A 21,439-nucleotide genomic window follows, 5' to 3' on the forward strand; every position below is an offset into this window, starting at 1 on the left:
GGGGCTACTTTTCGGTGGTATCTGCGCCTGGGAGGTGGGCCGCATCCCACAGGCGCTCGAATTCGGTCTGGCCGATTTCCTCAGGCGTGAACGGATCCTGAGCCGCGATGTCCTCGACAGACGGCGTGGGCACCTCGCTGAGCCCGGTCTTCCCGGTGGATTCCCAGTCGTCCGCGTACTGCATCCGGCCGTCCGGGAAAACCTCCACCTTACGGATCTCCCAGCGCTCGTCGTCGAGTTCGCTGTAGATGTCGACAGGCGCGTCGGGCGAGTGCTCACGCCAGTTGACGTGCAGGTAGTCCATGGGATGCGCTTCCGTTTCAGGTCGGTTCACCGGCGTCGGCCTGGCCCGTTCGAGGGCCCCGGCGGATCTTCCGGCGCCATACTGCTGCCCAGGTGCGGCCCGTTCGGGTTGGGACCGAAGCCGGTCATCGAGCCGTTGCTGCCGATTTCCACATTGGACGGATTCGGGAAGTTCGTCGGCTGGTTGTCATGGTGCACCACGTAGACGTTCGGCCGGTCCGGCGACTGCGAGACGGTGTACCCCGAGTTTTCCAGCGTATGCGGGTCGACCTCGATGTAGTGCGTGAACCGGTTCCCGGTGAACGGGTTGAGCACCAGCGCTTGCGACAGGTCCTGCTGGGACAGCGAGCCGGGCGCGATGTCGGTGAAGTACCCGCCAGAACCGAAGCGCGCGTGTGCGTTGTTGGGGTTGCCCGGCTGCCAGATCGACGGCCGGACGTTGCCGCTCTGCGAGATGCCGTTCATCCCGCCCGCGTCGGTGTAGTGGTAGAGCATGCCGTTCGGGTTGGTTTCGGTGTGCGGGACCGTCGCGTTCGGTGTCGTGGTCCCCGGCGTGTCCAACCACGGCGGCCGACGCGGACCACGGCCACCGCCACCACCGCCGTTGCCGCCACCGCCGTTACCCCGGCCACCACCGCTGTTGCCGCCGCCGGTGGGCTTTCCGCAGGGCGTGACGGGCGTCAAGCCCAGTGGGTCGATCATCGCCGTGGGGTTGCTGACGTAGGCCTGGGGGTTCGCGCCGCCGCCGAGACCGAGCGGGTCCGCGCTGATGTAGCGCGCGACGCCGGGATCGAAATAGCGGTGGTAGTTGTAGTGCAGCCCGGTTTCGGCGTCGTAGTACTGGCCGGGGAAACGCAGCGGCGTCGATGAAGCGCCGGCGCCGTCCGCGCTCTGGCCCCAGATCGTCCGCGCCGACTGCCGGTTCACGGTCCCGTCGAGGCCGACCAGTTCGGTCGGGGTGCCGACGAGGTCGGTGACGATGGAGTAGAACCGCTGGTCGACGACCTGCTGCGGGCTGTTCTTGCCGATCAGCCGTTCGCTCTGGATCAGCGGGAGCTCGGATCCGGGCTCGACCTCCCAGCTCAGCATCCGCCGGTCCCCACCAGCCGTGAGCTGGTGTTCCTCCGCGAGATCCGTGCCGTCCCAGGTGAAGTCGATCTGCTCGACGACCACGCCGTCGGCGCCGAGGCGCTGTTTGGCGATCCGCCTGCCCATCGGGTCGTAGCGGTAGTGCCACCGCTGACCGTCCGGCGTGACCGCCGCGACCAGCTTGTCTTCGGCGTTCCACTCGAAGCGCCACCGCCGGGCGACGCCGCCGGGGCCGGGGCTGACCCGCTCGACGAGCCTGCCCTGGCCGTCGTGGGTGTAGCCGGTGGCACCGGCCTGCTTGAGCAGGGTGCCGTTGTAGGCCCGCTCGCCCGCCAGCGGATCACCCGCGGCGGCCGAGGACAGTTGGGCGGAGACGACGTTGCCGGTGGCGTCGTAGCCGTAGCGCTCGGCCCAGGAGGGACCGGTGACCGCGGTGATCCGGCCGACCGGGTCCAGCTCGAAGGTCCGGGAACCGGCCAGCGCGTCGTGGGTCCCGGTGAGCAGGCCGTCGGCGCGGTAGTCGTAGGCGCGCCGCTGCAGCATCCCGGCCGCCGACGAAACCGTCTGCGCGCCGAGTCGCCCGGCGGAGTCCCAGTGCTGGCGGATGTCGAGCGCGCCCCACGACCGCTGCACCTCACGCCCCACGAGGTCCCGGCGAAGGGTCATCGTGTGCGTGCCGACCCGGACGCCGATCGGCGCGCCCACCGCGTCGAAGGTCCAGTCGCTCTGCGCTCCCGAAGGCAGGGTCCGCCGGACCCGCCTGCCGAGCAGGTCGTACTGCGAGGTGACCGTGCGGCCGTTGCAGGTTTCGGTGAGCACCCGGCCCTGGGCGTCGAAGGTGTAGCTCAGTTCGGAGTCGGGGTTGACGGCCTTGAGCACCCGCCCGGCGGCGTCATAGCTCACCGTCATCACCGCGTCGCCCATGCGCTGTTCGACCACGCGGCCGAGGGCGTCCCTGGTGAACTCCATCGTCTCGCCGACGCCGTTGGTGCGGTGCACGAGCTGACCGGCGGCGTCGTAGCCGTAGGCCAGGACCCGGCCGTCGAAGTCGGTCTCCTCGACCAGGTTCCCGGACGCGTCGTAGCGGTAGCGCCAGAACCGGCCCTGCTGGTTGCGCACCGAAACCAGGCGCAGCTCGGTGTCGTAGCCGAACTCCATCCGGCCGCCGTCCGGGCCGACCCTGGCGATGGGGAGGTCGAAGTGGTCGACCTCGGTGATCGTCCGCGCCCCGGTCGCGTCCCGGTGCTCGCGGAGGTTGCCTTCCGCGTCATAGGTCCACTGTTCGACGCTGCCGTCGGGCGCCATGGTCCGCAGCGGCAGGCCTTCGATCGTCCACGCGAAGCGGCTGACTTCGCCGACGGGGTTGGTGGCCATGGAAACCCGGCCGAAGACGTCGTACTCGTACTGGGTGCGCGCACCGATCGGATCGATGACCGAGACGACCAGGCCACGCGAGTCGTTGACGATAGTGGTGACGTTGCCCAGCGGATCGGTGACCGACGCGAGGTTCCCCTCGACGTCGTAGCCGAACGTCGTGCGTGCGCCTGCCGGGTCGACGGTCGCGGCGACTTCGCCGCGGGAGCCGTACTCGCGCCGGGTGACCGCCCCGCCCGCGTCGACGATGACCACGGCCCGATGGGCGGAGTCGTACTCGAACCGCTCCGCGAGACCGTCCGGCCGGGTCACTTCGCGCAGGTCGCCGGCGTCGTCGTAGCGGTTGCGCGTGCTCCGGCCGAGCGCGTCGGTCTCGACGATCAGCCGGTGGTGGCGGTCCCACTCGCGCCGGGTCTCGTTGCCCTGCGGATCGACCTCGCGCACGAGCTGCAGCAGCTCGTTGAAGTGGTAGGTAACGGTGTTCCCCAGCGAGTCGGTCGCCTTGGTGATCCGCTCGGTCTGGTCGTACTCCATGGTGTAGCTGAGGAAACCGCCGTCGCCGTCCATCCGGACACAGCGGCCCGTGGCGTCATAGCCATAGCGGTACGAGACCCCGTTGCGGTCGTGCCAGCTCGTGACGCGGCCCTCGGCGTCGTAGCCGAACTGCAGGGGAAGGCCGGAGGAGTTGAGCACCTCGACCAGCCGTCGCGCGTCGTCGTAGCGGTAGCGCACGAGCAGCAGGCCGTCCTGGTCTCCGGCTTTGAGCAGCCGAAACGCCGTGATCAGGCCATTGTCCGTTTCGACGCCGACGCGATAGCCGCCCGAGTGGTCGATCGCGGTCAGCGTGCCCGCCGCGTCGCGCTCGAACTCGATCCGGCCACCGGCGGCACGCACCGCCGCCGTGATCGGCAATTCCCGGCCGCCGGTCGCGGCGAAGTACAGCGTCTGCGCGCTCTCGGGGACCTTGATCACGAACCCGCCCTCGGCGAGCCGGGTCAGCGGCCACCGGGGACCGTGCTCGGGCAGTACCTCGCCGGTCGCGCCCGGGGTCGGGTAGGTCAGCAGCGCGCCGTCTTCGGCGGCGAACCTGATCCCGTCCTCGTCGACCTCGAGCCGCTGGTCCACGGTGGACGCCCAGGTCCGGCCGAAGGACCGGCCACTGCGGTAGTCGGAGAGGTGCGTGCGCGACACCATGAGCGGCATCGACGCGAGCAGCTCGACGTCGACCTGGGTCATGAACATCCGGCCGGTCGCGACGTCCACCGGGTCACCACAGTTCGGCAGGTCCTTGGTCAGGGTCGAGTTGTGCGGCGGGTTGGTGTTCTCGCCCTTGATCCCGCCGTTGCCGCCGGATCCCTTGCCACCGCCCGAACCACCCGAGCCCGCGCCGCTTCCGGACGGCGTGGTGGAGCCGTCCGGCCCGGTGTCGCCGCCCTTCGGCGGCGGCGGGGTGTCACCGCTCCCGGCATTCGGCGAACCGTTGCCACCACCGCCCGCACCGGACGGTGTCGTCGAACCGTCGCCGCCCCTCGGTGGCGGGGGCGCGGACGACGGCGCCGTGTCCCCGCCGCCACCCTTGCCACCGCCGAGCGTGTCCGGCCCCTTCGGGCTGGACGGAAGTTCCTTCGTCTTCACCGGCGGCGCCGCCTTGCCACCCTTGACGTTCTTCAACGCCTTCGCCGCGTCCGCGAACAAATCACCCGCCTTCTTCAACAACGGGATCAACGACTTAAGCGCCTTGACCAACTTATTGGTGATACCCGCGATCTGCGACGCCGTCTTCGCCACCGCCGCCACCACCTGCGGAACCACCCACGTCAACCCAATACCCAGAGTGAACACCACCTGCAACGCCCAGCTGATCATGTGCCCGATCAACTCCGCGATAATGTCGCGCACCAGCGACCGCACCGCCGCGACCACCTCACCAGCGGTCTTCACCCCACTCGACGCACCCTCGGACCCCTCCTTCGCCGAGCCCATCAACGCGACCGTGTCCGACGCCCGCCGCCGATACGCGTCCGCCGCGACCCCCGTCCAACTCACAAGGTCGTTGCTCACCATCGACGTCAGGTCCTCGCCGACACTGCCCAACTCCTTGGCGACGTTCGCCCACGTCTCCGAATTCGCCCGAATCGCATCAGGATTGCCCGCAAGGGCATCCAAAGCCTCCTTCAACGGCCCGACATGCTCGATCAACCAACCAACCCCAGCAGCCAGCGCCGCACCAAACGGGTCCATCGCCATCGACAACGCATCCAGCGCCGTCCCCACCGACCCCATCGCGACCGACGCCCAATCACCACTCTCGATCGCCGACTTCAAATCAACCGCCGACTCCATCAACGAAATGCCGGTATAGGCCTCCGTCGAGCTCTTCACATCGGCCACAAGTGGATTGCTCACGACGAAAACCATCCCTGCTGAGTTGCTGAGTTCAGTGGGACGTCAAACCGTCGCCACGATTTGTCCGTGCTGCCGGCGCCAGCCGCCCGATCACCAGGGTGAGTTGCCTTCGTCGTCCTCGATCGGACCCGGTCGACGGGGCGGCACACCCGGCGCCGGCGGACCGGCGGCGGGTGGCGGGGTCGACGGCGGAGGCGGCGGGATCGGGGCCGGGGGCGGCGGGGCCGCCGGGTCCTCCACCGGTTCGGGGAACCGGCTGCGCAGGCTGTCCAGCATGAGCGACCTCGTCTGGACGTCCTCGTCACCCAGGTTCTCGGCCATCACCGTGGCGACGCGGTTCGCGATGTCGGCCTGTGCGCGGTGCATGGTGGACAGGATCGCCGCGGACAGCTCCGGCAGGGGGAACGACCTGGCCTTGTTGCTGAACACCAGGTCCGTCACCCCGCCGTCGGCGCCCACGGTGACCTTGACCGCGCCGTCACTACTCGTGGCGGTCAGCCGGATCTGTTCCGTCTGCTCCTGAGCGGCCTGGTAGCGCTCCGCCTTCTTGGCGAAACCCTGAGCCCACTCGTCCATCCGCCGCTGTGCTTCATCCGGGTCCCGGATGAAGTCACCGAGTCCGCCCACGCTGGTCATTTCCCGCCTCCACAATCACTTGCCCACTTACCCTGCTGTCGCTTGCCTCCCACGAACCCCCTCGTGGACTTACTACTCGGTCTGTACGGTCCCGATCCGCGGCGTGGCAGCCATCACCGGCTGTACGGTCCCGATCCGCGGCGTGGCAGCCATCGCCGGGGAACTCTCGATACGAGGGCTCGCCAGCTGCTTGGTGAACGGCTCGGCCGCGGTCTTGTCGCCCTCTTCGTACGCCGACGCCGCGGTGCGGACGTTGTCCGAGGTGGTCTGGACCGCCTCGACCGCCGCCTGCAGCGTCTCCTTCGCCTTTTCCCCGGTGGGGTTGATGATCGGCGGGAGGAAGGCGCAGAGCAGGCCGTAAGCGTCGTCGTTCATCGCCGTGTCCGCGGCCGAAACCGCGGTACCCAGGCGTTCGACCAGCCCGTCGAGATGACTCGCGTGCGCGACCAGATCGCCGGGTTCTACTTCGGTGTCCATGTCAGATCACTTCCAGTCCGTGTTCTTCCAGTCACCGATGACCGGTGGGGCGACCACCTGGTCAGGAGCGAAGATCGACGGGTCGTCGGGCTCCAGGTAGTCGGCGAGCTTGTGTTCTTTGTCCTCTTCGCCGCCCTTGCCGGCGCCGCCCATACCGCCCATCGGCATTCCGCTGGAGCCAGGCCGTCCGGCCGCGCCTCCGGCCGCCGCACGAGCCGCCGCGGCTTCCGCAGCCGCCGCCGAACCCGCCGCACCGGACGCGGCGCCCGCCCCGAGACTTCCGGCGCCGGAACCACCGACGCTGCCGCCACCGGCGCCACCACCGGAACCGAGCGACGGGATGCCGCCCTTGCCGAGACCACCGGCACCGCCGCCGGCACCACCACCGGCGCCACCGCCGAGCCCGCCACCACCGGAGCCGCCGAGCCCGCCGAGAGGCGAACCCTTGATACCGCCGGGTTCGATCGGGTTGAGCCGGTTGCCGATGCCGCCGTTCACGCCGCCGTCACGGCCGATGCTCCCCGGCAAGCCGCCGGGGATGCCGCCGGGGGTGAACCCGCCCCCACCCGGGGGGAACGCACCGGGACCGCCGATACCACCGAGAGGCGAGCCGCCCCTCGGGGAGCTGGGGTCATTGAACGACGGGACGTTGAGACCCGGGGCGCCGCCGATACCGCCACCACCGCCGCTAGGGATCGTCGAAGACGGCGGGGTGAAACCGGACGGGTTGGTCGAACCGTCGAACGACGGAACATTGAGACCCGGCGCGCCGGAGCCGGAGAAACCGCCGCCGCCAAGACCACCACCGCCACCGCCACCGCCACCGAAGTTCGCGCCGCCGGCCGCACCCGAAACGTCGAGACCGGGCACCTGCGACGGGTCGAACGCGCCACCACCGGCGCCGCCGCCCGCGCCACCACCGGCACCACCACCGAAACCACCGAGACCTGCGCCGCCTCCGCCTCCGGAAGCCGCGTCGAACTGCGGAACACCACCAGCGCCCGCGCCACCGGCACCACCCGCGCCCGCACCGCCCGCACCGCCGCCCTCCAGCCCCGGAACACCCGAGCGAGCGCTCATCAGGGCCGGTGTGCTGCCGTCAGTGGCGCCGTTCGGCAGACCTGCCGCACCGCCACCACCACCGCCCGCGCCGCCACCGGAGGGCGCGCCCATCACCTTGGCGGCCGTCCTGACGGCAAGTTTCGGCGGGGCCGGGAAGGACGGCGTCTCGACTGCGCCGCCGACAGTGCTGTCGAAGTCGCTCATCACCCGGGCCGCCTGCTCCCGCGCGGCCTGCTGTTCCTTGTAGACAGCCATTTCCTGACCGGCCGCCTGGGCGTACTGGACGGGATCGGTGATGGTCTGCAGCCGCGCGTTGGCGTCCTGCACCGAGAACGCCACCGGCGGGTTGGCCTCCATCCGCTTCTGCGTTTCGTTCAGCGCCTGGGAGTGAAGCTGCTGCTGGTGCCCGGTCAGCGTCGCGCCCTGCGCGGTGGTGCCGAGCCACTTGCCGACGGCCGCGAGGTGTTCACGCGCCGCGTCACCACCGGCGCCCTGCCAGTTCGACGTGCTGTCGGTGATCGCTTCGGCGAGGTTCTTCTGGTGATCGGCGAGCTGGTTGCCGACCACGACCCATTCCTCGGACGCCACCGCGACCTTCGACGCGTCGGCGTTCTGCGAAATGGCCTCGTTCATCTGCTCATGCGTGGCGTTGGCCCACATCGTGCTCGGTGCGCCGCCGGTCTGCCGGATGTCGAGGCCTTCTTTGGCGCTCTCGCGCCGGTCCTCGATCTTCTCCTCGTACTTGTTCTGGATGGTGGGGTCACGGAAGATCGGGTCGAGGATCTTCTGCAGCCAGTTGTCGTGGGTGGCGTTCTCCTGGTCGACCTCGCGGGTCACCTCGTTGCGGATCTCGTCCCCGGACGGGGAGGTTTCCACGATCGGTCCCACGTAGAACTTCGACGACGAGTCGGCGGTGGAGTCGTAGTACGGGCTTTGGGCGTTGTAGTCCGGAGAACTTGGATCGGAAACCGACCGGGTGCGCTCCGTAAATTCCGCGGATTCGGCCACGGGGTTCAACTCCTCGATTTCTCCGGATACGGCAAAGCGGGATGAAGCAGACTTCGGGAAACAATCAGGACAGGGTCTTGAACTGGCTCATCGAAGCCCGGACTTTCTCGTCCTGCTCCAGGTAGTTCTTCTTCGCCAGGTTGATCGCTTCGACGTAGGTCGGGAACTCGTCCCGCGCCTGCTGCAGCTGCGTCAGCAAGCCGCGCTCGTCGTTCGCGGTCTGCTGCATGTGCGTGGAGACCCAGCGCGCCGTCGCCGTCGAGCTCATCGGCGGCGATTCCTGCAGCTTCTCCAGCTCACGCCAGCGCGCCGCCAGGCTGTCGATGACCCCTTCGAGCGACTGGATCATGCGATCGCCCGTGGCATCGTCGACCGCGAACCCACCCTGGACCGCCATGCGCTTCAGCGCGACGCCGCTGAGTGCTTCGCGTGGCGTGGAGGCGACCGTTCCCACCTTGAGCATCGGGGCCGCCGCCGTCATCCTGGGCGTGGCCGCCGACATCCTGGAGGTCGCCTCCATGATCTGGTCTTCCTCGCTCATCGCCAGTCCCTCCCGAGTGTCCGTTACCGCTCACTTCTTAACGCTGTCTTCGAATAGCTGACTTCAGTAGATCGACGAGATGACCTGACGGATCGCTTTGGCCACGTCGGTGAACCCGGCCGGGACGTACTCGGCGGCCGTCGCGCCCTGGTCGCCCTCGGCGGTCCGGACCAGATAGCGGCCGTCCTCGGTGTCAAGCCAGGTCAGCGGCTGCGCTGTCAGGTGCTCACCGCGACGCCCGGTCCCGGTGGCGACGATGTATCCGCCGCCCAGCCGTTTGCCCGTCATGACCCGCTCCAGCACGTCGACGTCGGCGTCGCTCTCCCTGGCGTTGACCCCGGCCCTCGGGCGAACCACGCCCATGAGCTGGATGTTGCCGAAGGCATCGGTTTCTTCTTCGTCTTCTTCCGCCTCGGCGAGCCGCCGCGCGGTCATCGCCGACACCGAACGCTGCGCGCGCTGCTCGACCCGGTGGGTGCCGGTGCTCGCCGGCCTCGCGGGCGGCAACGCCCCCGCCAGGATATCGACGAGCTTGTCGTCACTGAAGAGGTTGAACCACAGTTCGTCCTCGCCCGGCGCCTGGGTGATCGCCAGCGCCTGCGCGCCATCCGTGGCCGACAGCACCGCGATGTCGTCGCCGCGATCGTCGATCCCGCTGATCGCCACCGAAACATGCGAATTCCCGAGCAGGCCGAACGCTGTCCGCACCGGCTCGATGAGCTCCCCGCCGACCGAAAGCCGCGTGGACTCGAGCTCCCGGTAGACCTGCACGGCGACCTTCGCGAACCGGACCGGATCGATCGAACTGTTCCGGATACGCAACGGAAAGCGGCGTACGTCGACGTCCAGCGCCTGGCCGACGATGGTTGCTTCGACGCTCCCCAGCGTGAATTCGAACCTCTCCGCCATAGCCTGAGCGCTACCTTTCTGACCAAGCATCCGAAGCACCTCTCCGCCGGACAGCGAAGGGTGAGCAGTTAGTTGAGGAGGCAACAAAATCGAAATCTATCATGTTGCCACCGGGGTCCGGTGTGAGCCCGGCCGCCCCTCGGGGTACGACTATTGCCGCTGGTCAACCAAGTATTCCGGCGGATCCACTGAGGACATTCGCCCGATTTCGGGGACCACCGTGTCAACCTCTGGAAGCATCCCTACCTCCCCTGTTCATCCCCTCTTACTCTAAAAGCCCCGGTAGCCGCAGACTGATATGTCACTCGTTCGGGAGCCACACAGAGCAACACGAACACGAAGAGCGAACGGTTCATGTCAGTTCCTGAAAATTTTCACCCAACTGCCGTGTTGACGTGACCACCGTGCCACAACGATAGGAAGGCCGTCGCAAGGGACTCCAAGTCCATCAAGATCGCCTTCACGGCAAGCCAGGTGGGCCACGGAGCCGGTGGCGAGCAGCGAATTGCCAGGTCAGGGCAGCTTTGGGCGGCTCGCGCAGTGCGGCACAAACCGCCACACGGGCGCCGGAGGGGTGGCCGGACATGGTATGACCCCATGCGACTCGTCCCTCAAAGTCGGGGAGGTCGTCCATCAACTGTGCCCGTTTGGGCCGAGTTACCACGATCACCTTGTCGGGAAAAGCCTCGCTGTGCTGGAGAGGCGCGGATTGTCGGTGGGGGATGCGAACATGTGTTCGTGTCGATCGAAGGCCCCATCCTGCACGCCGACCTGGACGCGTTCTACGCGTCCGTCGAGCAGCGGGACGATCCGAGCCTGCGGTCGCGGCCCGTCATCGTCGGGGGCGGTGTGGTGCTGGCGTCGAGTTACGAGGCGAAGGCCTGCGGCGTCCGCACGGCGATGTCCGGCAGGCAGGCCAGGGCGCTCTGCCCGCACGCGATCGTCGTGCCACCGCGGATGTCGGCGTACGCCGAGGCCAGCAAGGCCGTGTTCAAGGTGTTCGAAGAGACGACACCGCTGGTCGAAGGCCTCTCTATAGACGAGGCGTTCCTGGACGTCGGCGGGCTCCTCCGTATCTCCGGCACCCCGGCCCGCATCGCCGCCCAACTGCGCCACGACGTCGCCGAGCAGGTCGGGCTGCCGATCACCGTCGGCGTGGCGCGGACGAAATTCCTGGCGAAAGTCGCCAGCGGCGTCGCCAAACCCGACGGGCTGCTCGTGGTCCCGCACGACGGCGAACTGGCCTTTCTGCATCCCTTGCCGGTCGAGCGGCTCTGGGGCGTCGGCCAGGTGACCGGTGGAAAGCTGCGTGAGCAGGGCATCACCACCGTCGGCCAAGTGGCCGAGCTCGGCGAGACCGTGCTCGTGTCGATCCTCGGCAAGGCCTCAGGACGGCATCTCCACGCGCTGGCCCACAACCGCGATCCACGCCCGGTACAGGTAGGCCGACGCCGCCGCTCAATGGGAGCGCAACGCGCACTCGGCTCCAAACGGCGAACCCCGGACGAACTGGACGCCATCCTCGTCATGCTGGTAGACCGCCTCGCCCGCCGCCTCCGCGCCGCCCGCCGCGTCTGCCGGACAGTCGTGCTCCGGATGCGCTTCACCGACTTCACCCGCGCCACCCGCTCCCACACCCTGCCCCAGTCCACCGCCAACACCGAAGCCCTACTCGCCTCCGCCCGCGCTCTCGTCACCACCGCCGCGCCGATGATCACCACCCAGGGTTTGACGCTGATCGGTGTCGCGTTGTCCAACCTGGACAACGACGACGCGATTCAGTTGGCGCTTCCCTTCGGCAACTACGAATCGGGAGCGCTGGACACCACGTTGGATGACGTACGGGATCGGTTCGGGTCTGGTTCCATCACCCGAGCCACGTTGCTGGGGCGCGATCCTGGTACGTCCGTGCCGCTGCTTCCGGATTGATCGGGGCGTCCCGGCACGCTCGCCTATCCTGGACCGCATGGAGCGAGTACTGACGTCACGGGGAGCCGCCACCCGGCAGCGGATCGTCGAAGGCGCGGCCGCCCTGAGCCGGGACCGCGGGCCCGCGAACGTCGGTCTCGACGACATCCGCGCGGTGACGGCGACGAGCAAAAGCCAGCTGTTCCACTACTTTCCGGACGGCAAGGCCGCGCTTCTGCTGGCGGTGGCCGAGTACGAGGCCGAGCAGGTGCTCGCCGACCAGCAGCCGATGCTCGGCGATCTGACCACCTGGCGCAAGTGGCAAGCCTGGCGCCGTCGCGTGATCGAGAAGTACGACGCCCAGCGTCAGCACTGTCCACTGTCGGCACTCACCGCGCAACTGGGCCTGGCGAACCCGGCCACGCAGACGGTTTTGACCGATCTGTACGACCGCTGGCACGGCCATCTCGCCGTCGGTGTCCAGGCGTTGAAGGACTCCGGAGAGATCGACTCCGGGATCAACGTCGGCCAAGCCGCCACCGCGATCCTGACCGCGGTCACCGGCGGTGCGACGCTGCTGCAGGCGACCGATCGGATCAGCTACCTCGAAGTGGCACTCGCCGAAGCGCTCGACAGCCTGCGCCGCCCAGGTCCTCGCCCGCGCCGCAAGGTGAGTGTCGCGTAAGAATAGTCCTAACAGGACTATTCGCGGGCTCGCGCTCATCGTGAGACCATGCGCGCGGCGCTGGTCCGGCAGCCATCTGTCGACAGATGGCGAATATCCCGACTGGCCAGATACGTCATAAGAGCCACAGATGGCGGTCAGGGCATCAGCTGGGCGAGGTTCGCGGCGGTGGCGGCCGCGGAACCGACGTCCTTGGCCGGTTTCGCGGTCTCCCCCTCGGTGGCCCACTCGACCGCGGTCGGGACCTGGCTGCCGGTCGCGATGGTGCCCTGCATGACTTTGCCGAGGTATTCGCCGTCGGCGGCCGGGCCGAACCGCGGCGCGACCGAGTCACCGATCGCCTTCCAGCTGGGCGCCACCTCCGACGCCTGCTGCCCGACTTCCCGCGCACCGGCCAAAAGCGCCTCCGACCGCGTCGCCGCCGGGCCGACAGCGCGCATCGCGTCGAGCACGGCACCGGCGCCCTTCACCCCGGGGATCAGCCCGGCGGAGTCGCCTGCCAGGTCCGTCCACGCCGACGGGTCGTCCCATTTCTCCTCGGTCACCATCTCCGTCCCGTGTGCCACCAACGCGACCGCGCCCGACGCCAGCGCGATCGGCCCGGCGACCGGCGCCAGCACCGGGATCAGCGCCAACGTCCCGGACACCGCGGAGATCATGCCCGCGACATCGCCGACCGACACCTCGCTCTCGGGTTCCGGCGCCGCCGGCGGCAGGTCGGGGATCTCCGGCACCTGGACGCCCGGACCCTCCCCGCCGATTTTCGCGGCCACGACGTCGATGAAACCGTTGACGGAGTTGGCGACCGACGCGACGAACGCGTCCTGCGCGCCTTGGTCCGCGCCGCCCGGCAGGTTCGCGAACTGGGCGTAGAGCGGGATGTTCTCCCTGATGAAGTTACCGATCTCGGTCTTCACGTGCTCGACGTCGGCGGCGAAAGCGTTCACGCTCGCGGTGAGTTGTCGCATGGCCTGCTCGCCCTGTGCCGCGGTGTCGAGGATTTCCTTGGCACGGGCCAGGAACGCGGTGCCGGCTTCGTCCGGCCAGGCGGCGACGATACCGCTGACGTTCGTCCGGCCCGCTTCACCGAAGCCGGTGCCCGCCTGTTCCCAAGCGGCGCCGAGGGCACGCATCCGGTCTTCGTCGGTGTCGGGCCACCCGGTGATGGCCTTGACGCGCGGCCAGAGGTCGTCGTCGCTCGGGGGTTCGGGAACCATGGCGACGAGTCTTCGCCGCCACGTCCCCGCGCGCAGGCCGATGACCGGAAGCGGCCAAAGCTACTTCTGCACGGCCTGGATGTTGAGCCGGATCTCGACGGTCGAACCGACCACGACCACGCCCTTGGCGAGTGTCTGTTGCCAGTTGATGGCGAAGTCCTCGCGGTGCAACTCGGTCTTCGCTATCGCGCCGAGCCGGTTGCCGTTCCATGTCTGCAGACCGAGGTACGACGTCTCGAGGTTCACCGCGCGGCTGGACCCGCGGATGGTGAGGTTCCCGGCCACGTGCCACTTGTCGCCGGAGCCCTCGCCGAAGCTGTCGCTGATGAAGTGCAGATGCGGAAACCGTTCCACGTCCAGGAAATCCGCCGACCGCAGATGCGCGTCCCGCTTCTCGGACGCGGTTTCGATACTCGCGGCCTCGATCAGCACCTCGACGTACGAATCCTGGATGCGCTCGCCGACATGGATACTGCCGTTGAACCGGGTGAACCGGCCGTACACCTGGGAAAGCGCGATATGCCTCGCGATGAACTGGATCGAGGTGTGGTCCGGGTCGAGTTCCCACTCACCGGGTGCGGGCAGCCGCAGATCGGCGTCCGGCATCAACTGGACGACGTCGAGCGCGGCGTGGTCGCCGGTGATGACATCGATGACATGGGTCACCGGACGATAGCCGCCGGCTCTGATCGCCACCGTGTAGTTGCCGGGAGCGAGCGTGGCGACCAGCAGGCCGAACTCGTCGGCCGTCGCCTCGGTGACGCGCTGGGTGCGCCGATTCACGATCAACCCGCGTGCCCCGGAAAGCGGCTGGTCCTTCTCGTCGCGCACTCGCGCGCTGAACAGGCCTCCGTTGACCGCGACCGTGACGGGCTCGCTGTCCGCCTGCCTTCGGCGTGAGCGACCGAACATGCGACCTCCAAGTTTCTCAGATCGCACTCGCGTGGACCCGGACCGCATTGACCCAGCAGTCCAATAATACGCGGCGTCCCCCGGCGTTCGGTTACCGCCATCCACTCAGAGTCACTACGCGCGTTGGATCACCGCCTTGAGGAACTCCTGGGTGCGCGGCTGCGACGGTTCGGTGAACAACCGCTCCGGTGTGCCCTCCTCGACGACCTGTCCCTGGTCGAACATGATCACCCGATCCGAAACGTCCCGCGCGAACTGCATTTCGTGCGTGACACACAGGATCGTGATGTCCGTGGTAGCGGCGATCTGCTTGAGCACCGCGAGTACGCCCGCCACCAGTTCCGGGTCCAGCGCCGAGGTGACTTCGTCCAGCAGCAGCACATCCGGGCGCATCGCCAGCGCACGCGCGATCGCGACCCGTTGCTGCTGCCCGCCGGAAAGCTGTGTCGGATGCGCGTCCGCCTTCTCCGACAGGCCGACCATCTCCAGCAGGTCGACGGCCCGCGCCTCGGCTTCGCCCTTGGACAGCCCCAGCGAGCGGATCGGCGCTTCGGTGATGTTCTGCAGGACCTTCATATTGGGGAACAGGTTGAACTGCTGGAACACCATGCCGATCCGGCGGCGGATCCCGCGCAGGTACTTTTCGTCCGCGGGCACCAGTTTTCCACCGCGTTCACGATGACTGAGGTACTCGCCGCCGACCTGGATCGTGCCGGAGTCGATCTTCTCCAACGTCATCAGCAGCCGCAGGATCGTGGTCTTGCCCGATCCGCTTGGCCCGATGAGCGTCACGAATTCCCCTGGCGCCACGGTGAAATCGAGCTCTCGCAGGACGACGTGGTCGCCGTAGGACTTGACGACCCGGTCGAAGCGGATCATTTCAGAGTTGTCCGGCACGGCGCTCCAACCTTCGTACGGCGATCGACGCGGGAAAGCTGATCAGCAGGAACAGAATCCCGGCCATGGTGTAGGGCTCGACGACCCGGAAGGTCTCCGCGCCGACGGCCTTGGCACTGCTGAGCACGTCGACGACGCCGATCGCGAGCAGCAACGGCGTCTCCTTGAACATCGAGATCGTGTAGTTGCCCAACGCGGGCAGCACGCGCGGAACCGCCTGCGGCAGAATGATTCCCGTCCACACCCGGCGTCGCGGGAGGCTCAGTGCCGTCGCCGCCTCCCACTGTCCTTTCGGGACGGCTTCGATCCCGGCCCGATAGACTTCCGCGGTGTAGCAGGCATAGTGCACGCCCAGCGCGACGACACCGGTGACGAACGCGGACATCTTGATCCCGGTCGTCGGCGGAAGCAGGTAGTACAGCACGAAAACCTGGATCAGTAGCGGGGTGCTGCGGACGAACTCGACGAACAGGTAGACGAGCTGGCTCACCACGGGGATCCCCGCGCGCCGCACCAAGGCGAACACGACACCGAGGACGTAGGCCACAAGCGAGCCGAGCAGCGTCAGCTCGAGTGTGACGACAAGTCCCTTGAGCAGCAACGGGATCGAGTCGACGGCGTTGTTCCAGTCCCAATCCATCAGCGGCCCGCCGTCTCTAGCGCCTTGCCACGGCGATTCCGTTTCACCGGAGTGCGGCCGAGCCGCCGCGCGCCGCCGCGTTCCAGCGCGCGCATGATCATGGTGATCACCACGGCCAGCAGCAGGTACAGCACCAGCTCGATGCCGTAGATCGTCACGATCTCACTGCCGAACACCGGTCTCAGCAGCTCACCGCGTTCGGTGATCTCCCCCGCCGAGATGAACGAGAGCAACGCGGTGCTCTTCAGCAGCTGGATGAAGAGGTTGTTGAACGGCGGCAGCATCTCCACCACCGCCTGCGGAAGGAGCACCCGGAACATCCGTTGCGCGGACGTCAGGTTGAGCGCCACCGCGCCTTCGTACTGCGCCCGTGGCACGGAATTCACCGCGCCACGCACGATCTCCGCGCCGTACGCGCCGTGGTTCAGGCCGAGCACCAGGATGCCCGCGAACAGCGGCACGAGCTTGAACCCGACCAGCGCCGGAAGCACGAAAAAGAGCCAAAAAAGCTGCACGACCTCGGAGGTACCGCGGAAGATTTCGACGTAGAGCCGGCTGACGAACCGCACCAGCCGTACCGGGGAAAGCAGCGCGAGGCCCGCCACGAACGAGAGGACAACGGTCAGCGCGATGCCGCCGAGTGCCGCCCAGATCGTGGCGTTGAGCCCCTCCAGTATCGACGACAGAATCTGCCGGAAATGCTCGGACATCTCAAGCGGCGCAAAGCTTTTCGGTGGTCACGTCGGGTTTGGGCAGATTGCCCTGGCCGAACCCGAACGGTGTCGCGATCTTCACCCACTCGCCGTTGTCGTGCAGCTTCTGCAGTTCGGTGTCGAACGCCTGCCGCAGGCTGTTGTCGTCCGTGCGGAAGACGAACCCACCCGCGGAGAGCACCGGACTACCGTTCGCGACCGGGTCGAAACCGGGCGTGACTTCGACGGCGGCGTCGGGATTCTTCTGTGCCAGCCACTTCAGCGAGATGTCGGTGAGCGCGGCGCAGTACACGCGGCCGTCGGTCACCGACCGCAGCATGTTGTCCTGGGTGTCGAGGGTCTGGATCTGGTCCTCGGCGACGCCGGCGCCGGTCAGATAGCCCTTTTCGACCGCGGCGGAAAGCACCGCGACCTTCACCTTCTTGGCTGCGACGTCCTCGAGCTTGAAGATGCCCTGCGGGTTCCCCTTCGGCACCAGCAACGCGGTGAGCGCCGAATAGTCCGGAATCGAGAAAGCGGCCGCACCACACCGCTGCTTGGTGATGTTCATGCCCGCGGCGACGACGTCGAACTGTCTCGCGCTCAACGCGGGAATGAGCTGGTCAAAGGGCACGACACTGGCCTGCACGTTGTCGATCCCGAGGGCTCTGAACACCGCCCTCGCGACCTCGGGTGCCTCACCGGTGGTGTTCCCCGAGGCGTCGGCGAACCCATACGGGGCCTCGTTCGCGATCCCGATCTTGATCGTTTTGGCGTCTTTGGCCGCCTGCAAGGCGTCCACGCCACCACTTCCCGTGCTCTGACATGCGGAAAGCAGGGTGGAACCACCGAGGGTCACCGCACCCGCAATCGCCGACCGGCGGAAGAAGTCCCGCCGCGTCCATTCACCGTGCGCCACAATCGCACCCCTTTTCGAATCCGTTGTGGTTACCGAACGTAGGACCAGTACCCCAGTTGGATCAACGTCGTTACCGGAACGTGATACGCGCGGGCGGTGGGTGGCTTCGGGTCACGCCGTCCCGGCGTAGAGGTAGGTGCCCGGCTGCTGGGGGTTGGCCAGCAGCAGGACCTGGTCGCCGGGCCGCGGGATGCGCGGCTTCGAGACGATGGGCTGGAGCTCGATGCGTTCCGCGGTCCCGGCGAGCCGCACGACCGGGTCGAAGTTGACCAATCGGCCGGTGCCGAAGTCCTCGGCGCCGACGTAGGCGCAGGTGGCCCGGCCGACCTGGAGGTGGCCGACGCTCACCCCTGTTGTGGGGCGCGGTGACCACTCTCGTCACGTAAAGCGTTGGCGCGCTTGAGAAACAGCGAACGCTCGCCTTCATTGCCGGTGAGTTCCGCGGCGCGCTCGAACTCGCCGCACGCCTCGGCGTGGTTGCCGAACTGGGCCAGCAACTCACCGCGGACCGCCGGAAGCTGCGGATAATCCTTGAGTACCTTCTCCGCGACCAATGCGTCGGCGAGCTCGAGCCCGCGCGCCGGATCACCGGCCATACCGACCGCCACCGCCCGGTTGAGCAGGACCACCGGTGACGGCTGGACGAAGGCGAGCACCTCGTACAGCGCGGCGATGCGCGACCAGTCGGTTTCCTCCGGTCGATGCGCCTTGGCGTGACAAGCGGCTATCGCGGCCTGCAGGGTGTAGACGCCACCGCCGAGCGTTTCGGCGCGGTCGAGGGCGGCGAGACCGCGTCGGATGAGCAGGCGATCCCATCGGCGTCGGTCCTGGTCGAGGAGGAGCACGGGATGGCCGGCGGTGTCCGTGCGAGCATGCAGGCGCGAAGCCTGGATCTCCATCAGTGCCACCAATCCGTGGACCTCGGGCTCGTCCGGGAGCAGTCCGGCGAGGATGCGGCCGAGCCGGAGAGCCTCCTGGCACAGCTCCGGGCGCGTCCAGTCTTCGCCGCCGGTCGCGGAGTAACCCTCGTTGAAGATCAGGTAGACGATCCCGAGCACCGACGACAACCGCTCAGTCATCTCCGACGGCGTGGGCATTTCGAACTGCACCCCCGCGGCGGCCAGCGTGCGCTTGGCCCGCACAATGCGTTGCGCGGCAGTGGTTTCCGGGATCAGGAAGCCCCTGGCGATCTCGCCCGTGGTGAGACCTCCGAGCAGGCGGAGCGTCAGCGCCACCTTCGCTTCGGTGGCCAGGACCGGATGGGCCGCGGTGAAGATGAGGCGTAGCAGATCGTCGCCGATGTGATCGTCCAACGCGTCCACGTCCGGTTCGGCGTTCTCCCGGATCTCGACGTCACGGCCGAGCAGGTTGAGCTTGGCGGTGAACCGCTCCTGGCGCCGGAGCAGGTCGATCGCGCGGTGCTTGGCCGTCGCCATCAGCCACGGCCCGGGGTCGACCGGCACGCCCGTCTTCGGCCACTGTTCGAGGGCGATGACCAGCGCGTCCTGCGCGAGTTCCTCCGCCACGCCGACGTCGCGCACCAGCCTGGCGAGTCCCGCGATCAGCCTCGCCGACTCGATCCGCCAGACGGCTTCGACCGCTCGATGGGTCGCGCTCGGTGGATCGGTAGCCGTCACGGCTACCGATCCAACCACCGCTACGACCGCGGCGCGAAGTCCTCAGGCCCGAACACCTTCCGGACCTCGGTCTCGCCTTCCCAGCCGGGCCACAGGTCGAGATGCAGTTTCATGAACCGCGTCGCCCATTCGACGGCCTCTTCCTTCGTCCGTGTCTCGTACAGCGCGTAACTGATGACCTCCTTCGCCTCGGCGAACGGCCCGTCGATCACGGTCAGGCTCCCCGCGGCCACGCTGACCTGCGCGCCCACCGCACTCGGCGCCAGTCCCGCGGTGTCGAGCAGCACACCGGCGTTGGTCGCGTCCTCACCGAGCTTCATGATCGCCGCCATCAGCTCGGGCGGGGGCGGGGTGTTCGGCTGGACGGCCCTGAGCAAAGTCATGTATCGCATGGTCTCTTCTCCCTTTTCCGGTTTCGGTCAGGCCGTGCGGCCGTAGTAGTGGCGCGAAATCGACGACAACCAGGTCCACGCCAGCAGGATCACCGCGGTGAACACGAGGATCGCCCAGCTGCCCCCGGTCGCCACCGCGGCGAACCCGGCCAGGAACAACACTCCCGTGGCACGCGAGAACGTCGCCCATCCCCGCAGATCGTCGGCCACGAACCGCCTCGCGAGCACGAAACACGCCGCGACGAGACACAGGAACCCCACCCCGGACACCGCGAAGTGCACCATCCCGTGCCAGCTGACGACGACGTCACCCGTCCCTGCGGGGAACCCCGGCTGCGGATCCGCCCGGAAGATCCCGGCGCCGACCGTCCCCAGCCCATACCCCGTCAGCAGCCGCGGCCCCCAAACACCCGCACCCGCGCGGCGCAGTCCGATGGCCCCGGCGACGATCATCAGCCCGGTCAGAACGAAGTTGGCGACCTGGATCCAGCCGGGGCCACCGTTGGCGAGCGTGCTCCAGGCGTGCCGCGTCAGGTCGAAGCCTTCCCTGGTCAGGGCCTGGATCAACGATACCGCGACGTAGAACGGACCGGCGATGACGCCGTAGCCGAGGAGGCTCTTCGTGACCCGTGTGGCCGGGTCGCAGACCTGCGTGGATGTCTCGGTCATGTCCTTCTCCTTCGAGTTCGAGGGGTCCCTCTACTTGAAGCTCGAACGGGAAGACCGGCTTTCGACACCGAGGTGAGATTTTCTTGGAAAAATCTTCTGGCGCTGGTCAGCGCACTGCGCCGGCTGCCTCGGCCAGCCGGCGCACGGTGTCGGCGTCCAGGCTGAGCCCGAACACCTCCGCGATCACCTGCGACCAGCCGTGGATGAAGTAGCGCCAGCCGTCCACCACGGTGAGCCCGTCGTGGCGCTTGGCCGTGGCGAGGAACTCCAGGCTGCCCCGGTAGTTCAGCTCCCAGGCGAAGCCGCCATCGGGAAAGCGGGCTTCGTCGCTGATCGGCGAACCCGGGCGGTCCTTGCCAAGCCCGGTCGCGTTGACCACCAGACTGCCTGGCGGCAACGCGGCCAGCAGCTCGTCCGCCGGTGCGTCGACCAAGACGGTGTCGACGTCCATCACGGCGTTCAACGCCTTGAGCCGCTCGGCCGAGGTGTCGGTACACACGATCCGCTTCGGCGCGTCGTCACGCCGGGACAGGTACCAGATGATCGCGGTGCCCGCTCCCCCGGCACCGAGGCACAGCAGCTCGCCACCTGTCTCGGCGAAGTGGCGCGGCGGCAGGAACTCCTCGATGGACAGTCCCGCGGTGATCGGGTCCTTGGCGTGCCCGATCAGCCGTCCCTCCCTTTTGGACACCGACGAGATCTCGCCACACAACGCCGCGAACTCGTCCAGCTCGTCGAACAGATCCGCGGCGGCCTGGTAAACCCCGATCTTGTGCGTGGTGATCAGCGCCCCGAACATGCCCGGATCCCCCGCGATCCGCCCGACCACATCCCGATACTGCGCACGCGACGCGTCCAGCGGCAGGTCGAACCCGGTCAGCACCGCCGACGGCAGCCCCAGCACCCGAACCCACTCCGGAAACACCTTCACGATCGATGACTGACCGGTACTGACGCCGACAAACCCCATCGCAGGCTGAGTCACTTGATGATCCACAGTCACCCACCCTAGCCACCAAGATCCCCCATCCCCCTGGAGCCCAAACTAGGGTGACCAACCACAAGC

Annotated in this window: 20 protein-coding genes; 2 read left to right on the plus strand and 18 right to left on the minus strand. The window is 67.9% G+C overall.

Translation table 11 applies throughout. The annotated features are described in order from the left end of the window. Window positions 1–4: 4 nt before the first annotated feature. From VGP60_RS14540 to VGP60_RS14570, 7 genes are all read right to left on the minus strand, one after another. Window positions 5–334: a DUF6881 domain-containing protein gene (locus tag VGP60_RS14540; protein ID WP_327548516.1), complete on the minus strand. Its 330-nt coding sequence runs from the start codon at window positions 332–334 to the stop codon at window positions 5–7. Then, window positions 331–5,172: an RHS repeat-associated core domain-containing protein gene (locus VGP60_RS14545; protein WP_327548517.1), complete on the minus strand. Its 4,842-nt coding sequence runs from the start codon at window positions 5,170–5,172 to the stop codon at window positions 331–333. The genes VGP60_RS14540 and VGP60_RS14545 overlap by 4 nt, the downstream gene beginning before the upstream one ends. Window positions 5,173–5,262: 90 nt before the next feature. Next, window positions 5,263–5,808, minus strand: a complete 546-nt coding sequence (locus tag VGP60_RS14550; protein WP_327548518.1) for a YbaB/EbfC family nucleoid-associated protein — start codon at window positions 5,806–5,808, stop codon at window positions 5,263–5,265. Window positions 5,809–5,880: 72 nt separating this feature from the next. Next, complete coding sequence (locus tag VGP60_RS14555; RefSeq protein WP_327548519.1) at window positions 5,881–6,285, minus strand: type VII secretion target; 405 nt, start codon at window positions 6,283–6,285, stop codon at window positions 5,881–5,883. A 6-nt stretch (window positions 6,286–6,291) separates the two neighbouring features. Further along, window positions 6,292–8,355 carry a hypothetical protein gene (locus VGP60_RS14560; protein WP_327548520.1) on the minus strand — a complete coding sequence of 688 codons (2,064 nt, stop codon included), beginning with the start codon at window positions 8,353–8,355 and terminating at the stop codon, window positions 6,292–6,294. 64 nt (window positions 8,356–8,419) lie between these two features. Continuing rightward, window positions 8,420–8,896, minus strand: a complete 477-nt coding sequence (locus VGP60_RS14565; RefSeq protein ID WP_327548521.1) for a hypothetical protein — start codon at window positions 8,894–8,896, stop codon at window positions 8,420–8,422. A gap of 63 nt (window positions 8,897–8,959) precedes the next feature. Further along, window positions 8,960–9,805 (minus strand): ESX secretion-associated protein EspG, encoded by an 846-nt coding sequence (locus VGP60_RS14570; RefSeq protein ID WP_327548522.1) that lies wholly within the window; start codon window positions 9,803–9,805, stop codon window positions 8,960–8,962. Window positions 9,806–10,537: 732 nt separating this feature from the next. On the opposite strand from VGP60_RS14570, the gene dinB reads away from it, so the two are divergent. After that, window positions 10,538–11,734, plus strand: a complete 1,197-nt coding sequence (dinB, locus tag VGP60_RS14575; protein WP_327548523.1) for a DNA polymerase IV — start codon at window positions 10,538–10,540, stop codon at window positions 11,732–11,734. Window positions 11,735–11,771: 37 nt separating this feature from the next. Continuing rightward, on the plus strand, window positions 11,772–12,398 hold the full coding sequence (locus tag VGP60_RS14580; protein WP_327548524.1) for a TetR/AcrR family transcriptional regulator: 627 nt from the start codon (window positions 11,772–11,774) through the stop codon (window positions 12,396–12,398). 137 nt (window positions 12,399–12,535) lie between these two features. On the opposite strand, the gene VGP60_RS14585 is transcribed toward VGP60_RS14580, so the two are convergent. From VGP60_RS14585 to VGP60_RS14635, 11 genes are all read right to left on the minus strand, one after another. Then, window positions 12,536–13,615, minus strand: coding sequence for a hypothetical protein (locus VGP60_RS14585; protein ID WP_327548525.1), 1,080 nt, complete (start codon window positions 13,613–13,615; stop codon window positions 12,536–12,538). A gap of 60 nt (window positions 13,616–13,675) precedes the next feature. Then, window positions 13,676–14,527, minus strand: a complete 852-nt coding sequence (locus VGP60_RS14590; RefSeq protein WP_327548526.1) for a YceI family protein — start codon at window positions 14,525–14,527, stop codon at window positions 13,676–13,678. 114 nt (window positions 14,528–14,641) lie between these two features. Beyond that, on the minus strand, window positions 14,642–15,406 hold the full coding sequence (gene ehuA / locus VGP60_RS14595; RefSeq protein WP_327548552.1) for an ectoine/hydroxyectoine ABC transporter ATP-binding protein EhuA: 765 nt from the start codon (window positions 15,404–15,406) through the stop codon (window positions 14,642–14,644). 1 nt (window position 15,407) lies between these two features. Then, window positions 15,408–16,064: an ectoine/hydroxyectoine ABC transporter permease subunit EhuD gene (gene ehuD / locus VGP60_RS14600; protein ID WP_327548527.1), complete on the minus strand. Its 657-nt coding sequence runs from the start codon at window positions 16,062–16,064 to the stop codon at window positions 15,408–15,410. Further along, a complete protein-coding gene (gene ehuC, locus VGP60_RS14605; RefSeq protein WP_327548528.1) occupies window positions 16,064–16,774 on the minus strand; it encodes an ectoine/hydroxyectoine ABC transporter permease subunit EhuC in 711 nt (236 codons plus the stop codon). Before ehuC ends, ehuD begins: the two co-directional genes overlap by 1 nt. 1 nt (window position 16,775) lies before the next feature. Then, window positions 16,776–17,675, minus strand: coding sequence for an ectoine/hydroxyectoine ABC transporter substrate-binding protein EhuB (gene ehuB / locus VGP60_RS14610; protein WP_327548529.1), 900 nt, complete (start codon window positions 17,673–17,675; stop codon window positions 16,776–16,778). A 111-nt stretch (window positions 17,676–17,786) separates the two neighbouring features. Then, on the minus strand, window positions 17,787–18,023 hold the full coding sequence (locus tag VGP60_RS14615) for a hypothetical protein (RefSeq protein ID WP_327548530.1): 237 nt from the start codon (window positions 18,021–18,023) through the stop codon (window positions 17,787–17,789). Further along, window positions 18,020–19,312 carry an RNA polymerase sigma factor gene (locus VGP60_RS14620; protein WP_327548531.1) on the minus strand — a complete coding sequence of 431 codons (1,293 nt, stop codon included), beginning with the start codon at window positions 19,310–19,312 and terminating at the stop codon, window positions 18,020–18,022. Before VGP60_RS14620 ends, VGP60_RS14615 begins: the two co-directional genes overlap by 4 nt. Window positions 19,313–19,332: 20 nt before the next feature. Further along, the gene (locus VGP60_RS14625) at window positions 19,333–19,695 is read right to left on the minus strand and encodes a YciI family protein (protein ID WP_327548532.1); all 363 of its coding nucleotides are present in this window, start codon (window positions 19,693–19,695) and stop codon (window positions 19,333–19,335) included. A 36-nt stretch (window positions 19,696–19,731) separates the two neighbouring features. After that, window positions 19,732–20,373: a DUF998 domain-containing protein gene (locus VGP60_RS14630; RefSeq protein ID WP_327548533.1), complete on the minus strand. Its 642-nt coding sequence runs from the start codon at window positions 20,371–20,373 to the stop codon at window positions 19,732–19,734. 106 nt (window positions 20,374–20,479) lie between these two features. Further along, a complete protein-coding gene (locus VGP60_RS14635; protein WP_327548534.1) occupies window positions 20,480–21,304 on the minus strand; it encodes a shikimate dehydrogenase family protein in 825 nt (274 codons plus the stop codon). Window positions 21,305–21,439 lie beyond the last annotated feature (135 nt).

Source organism: Amycolatopsis sp., from assembly GCF_036008905.1.
GTDB lineage: Bacteria > Actinomycetota > Actinomycetes > Mycobacteriales > Pseudonocardiaceae > Amycolatopsis.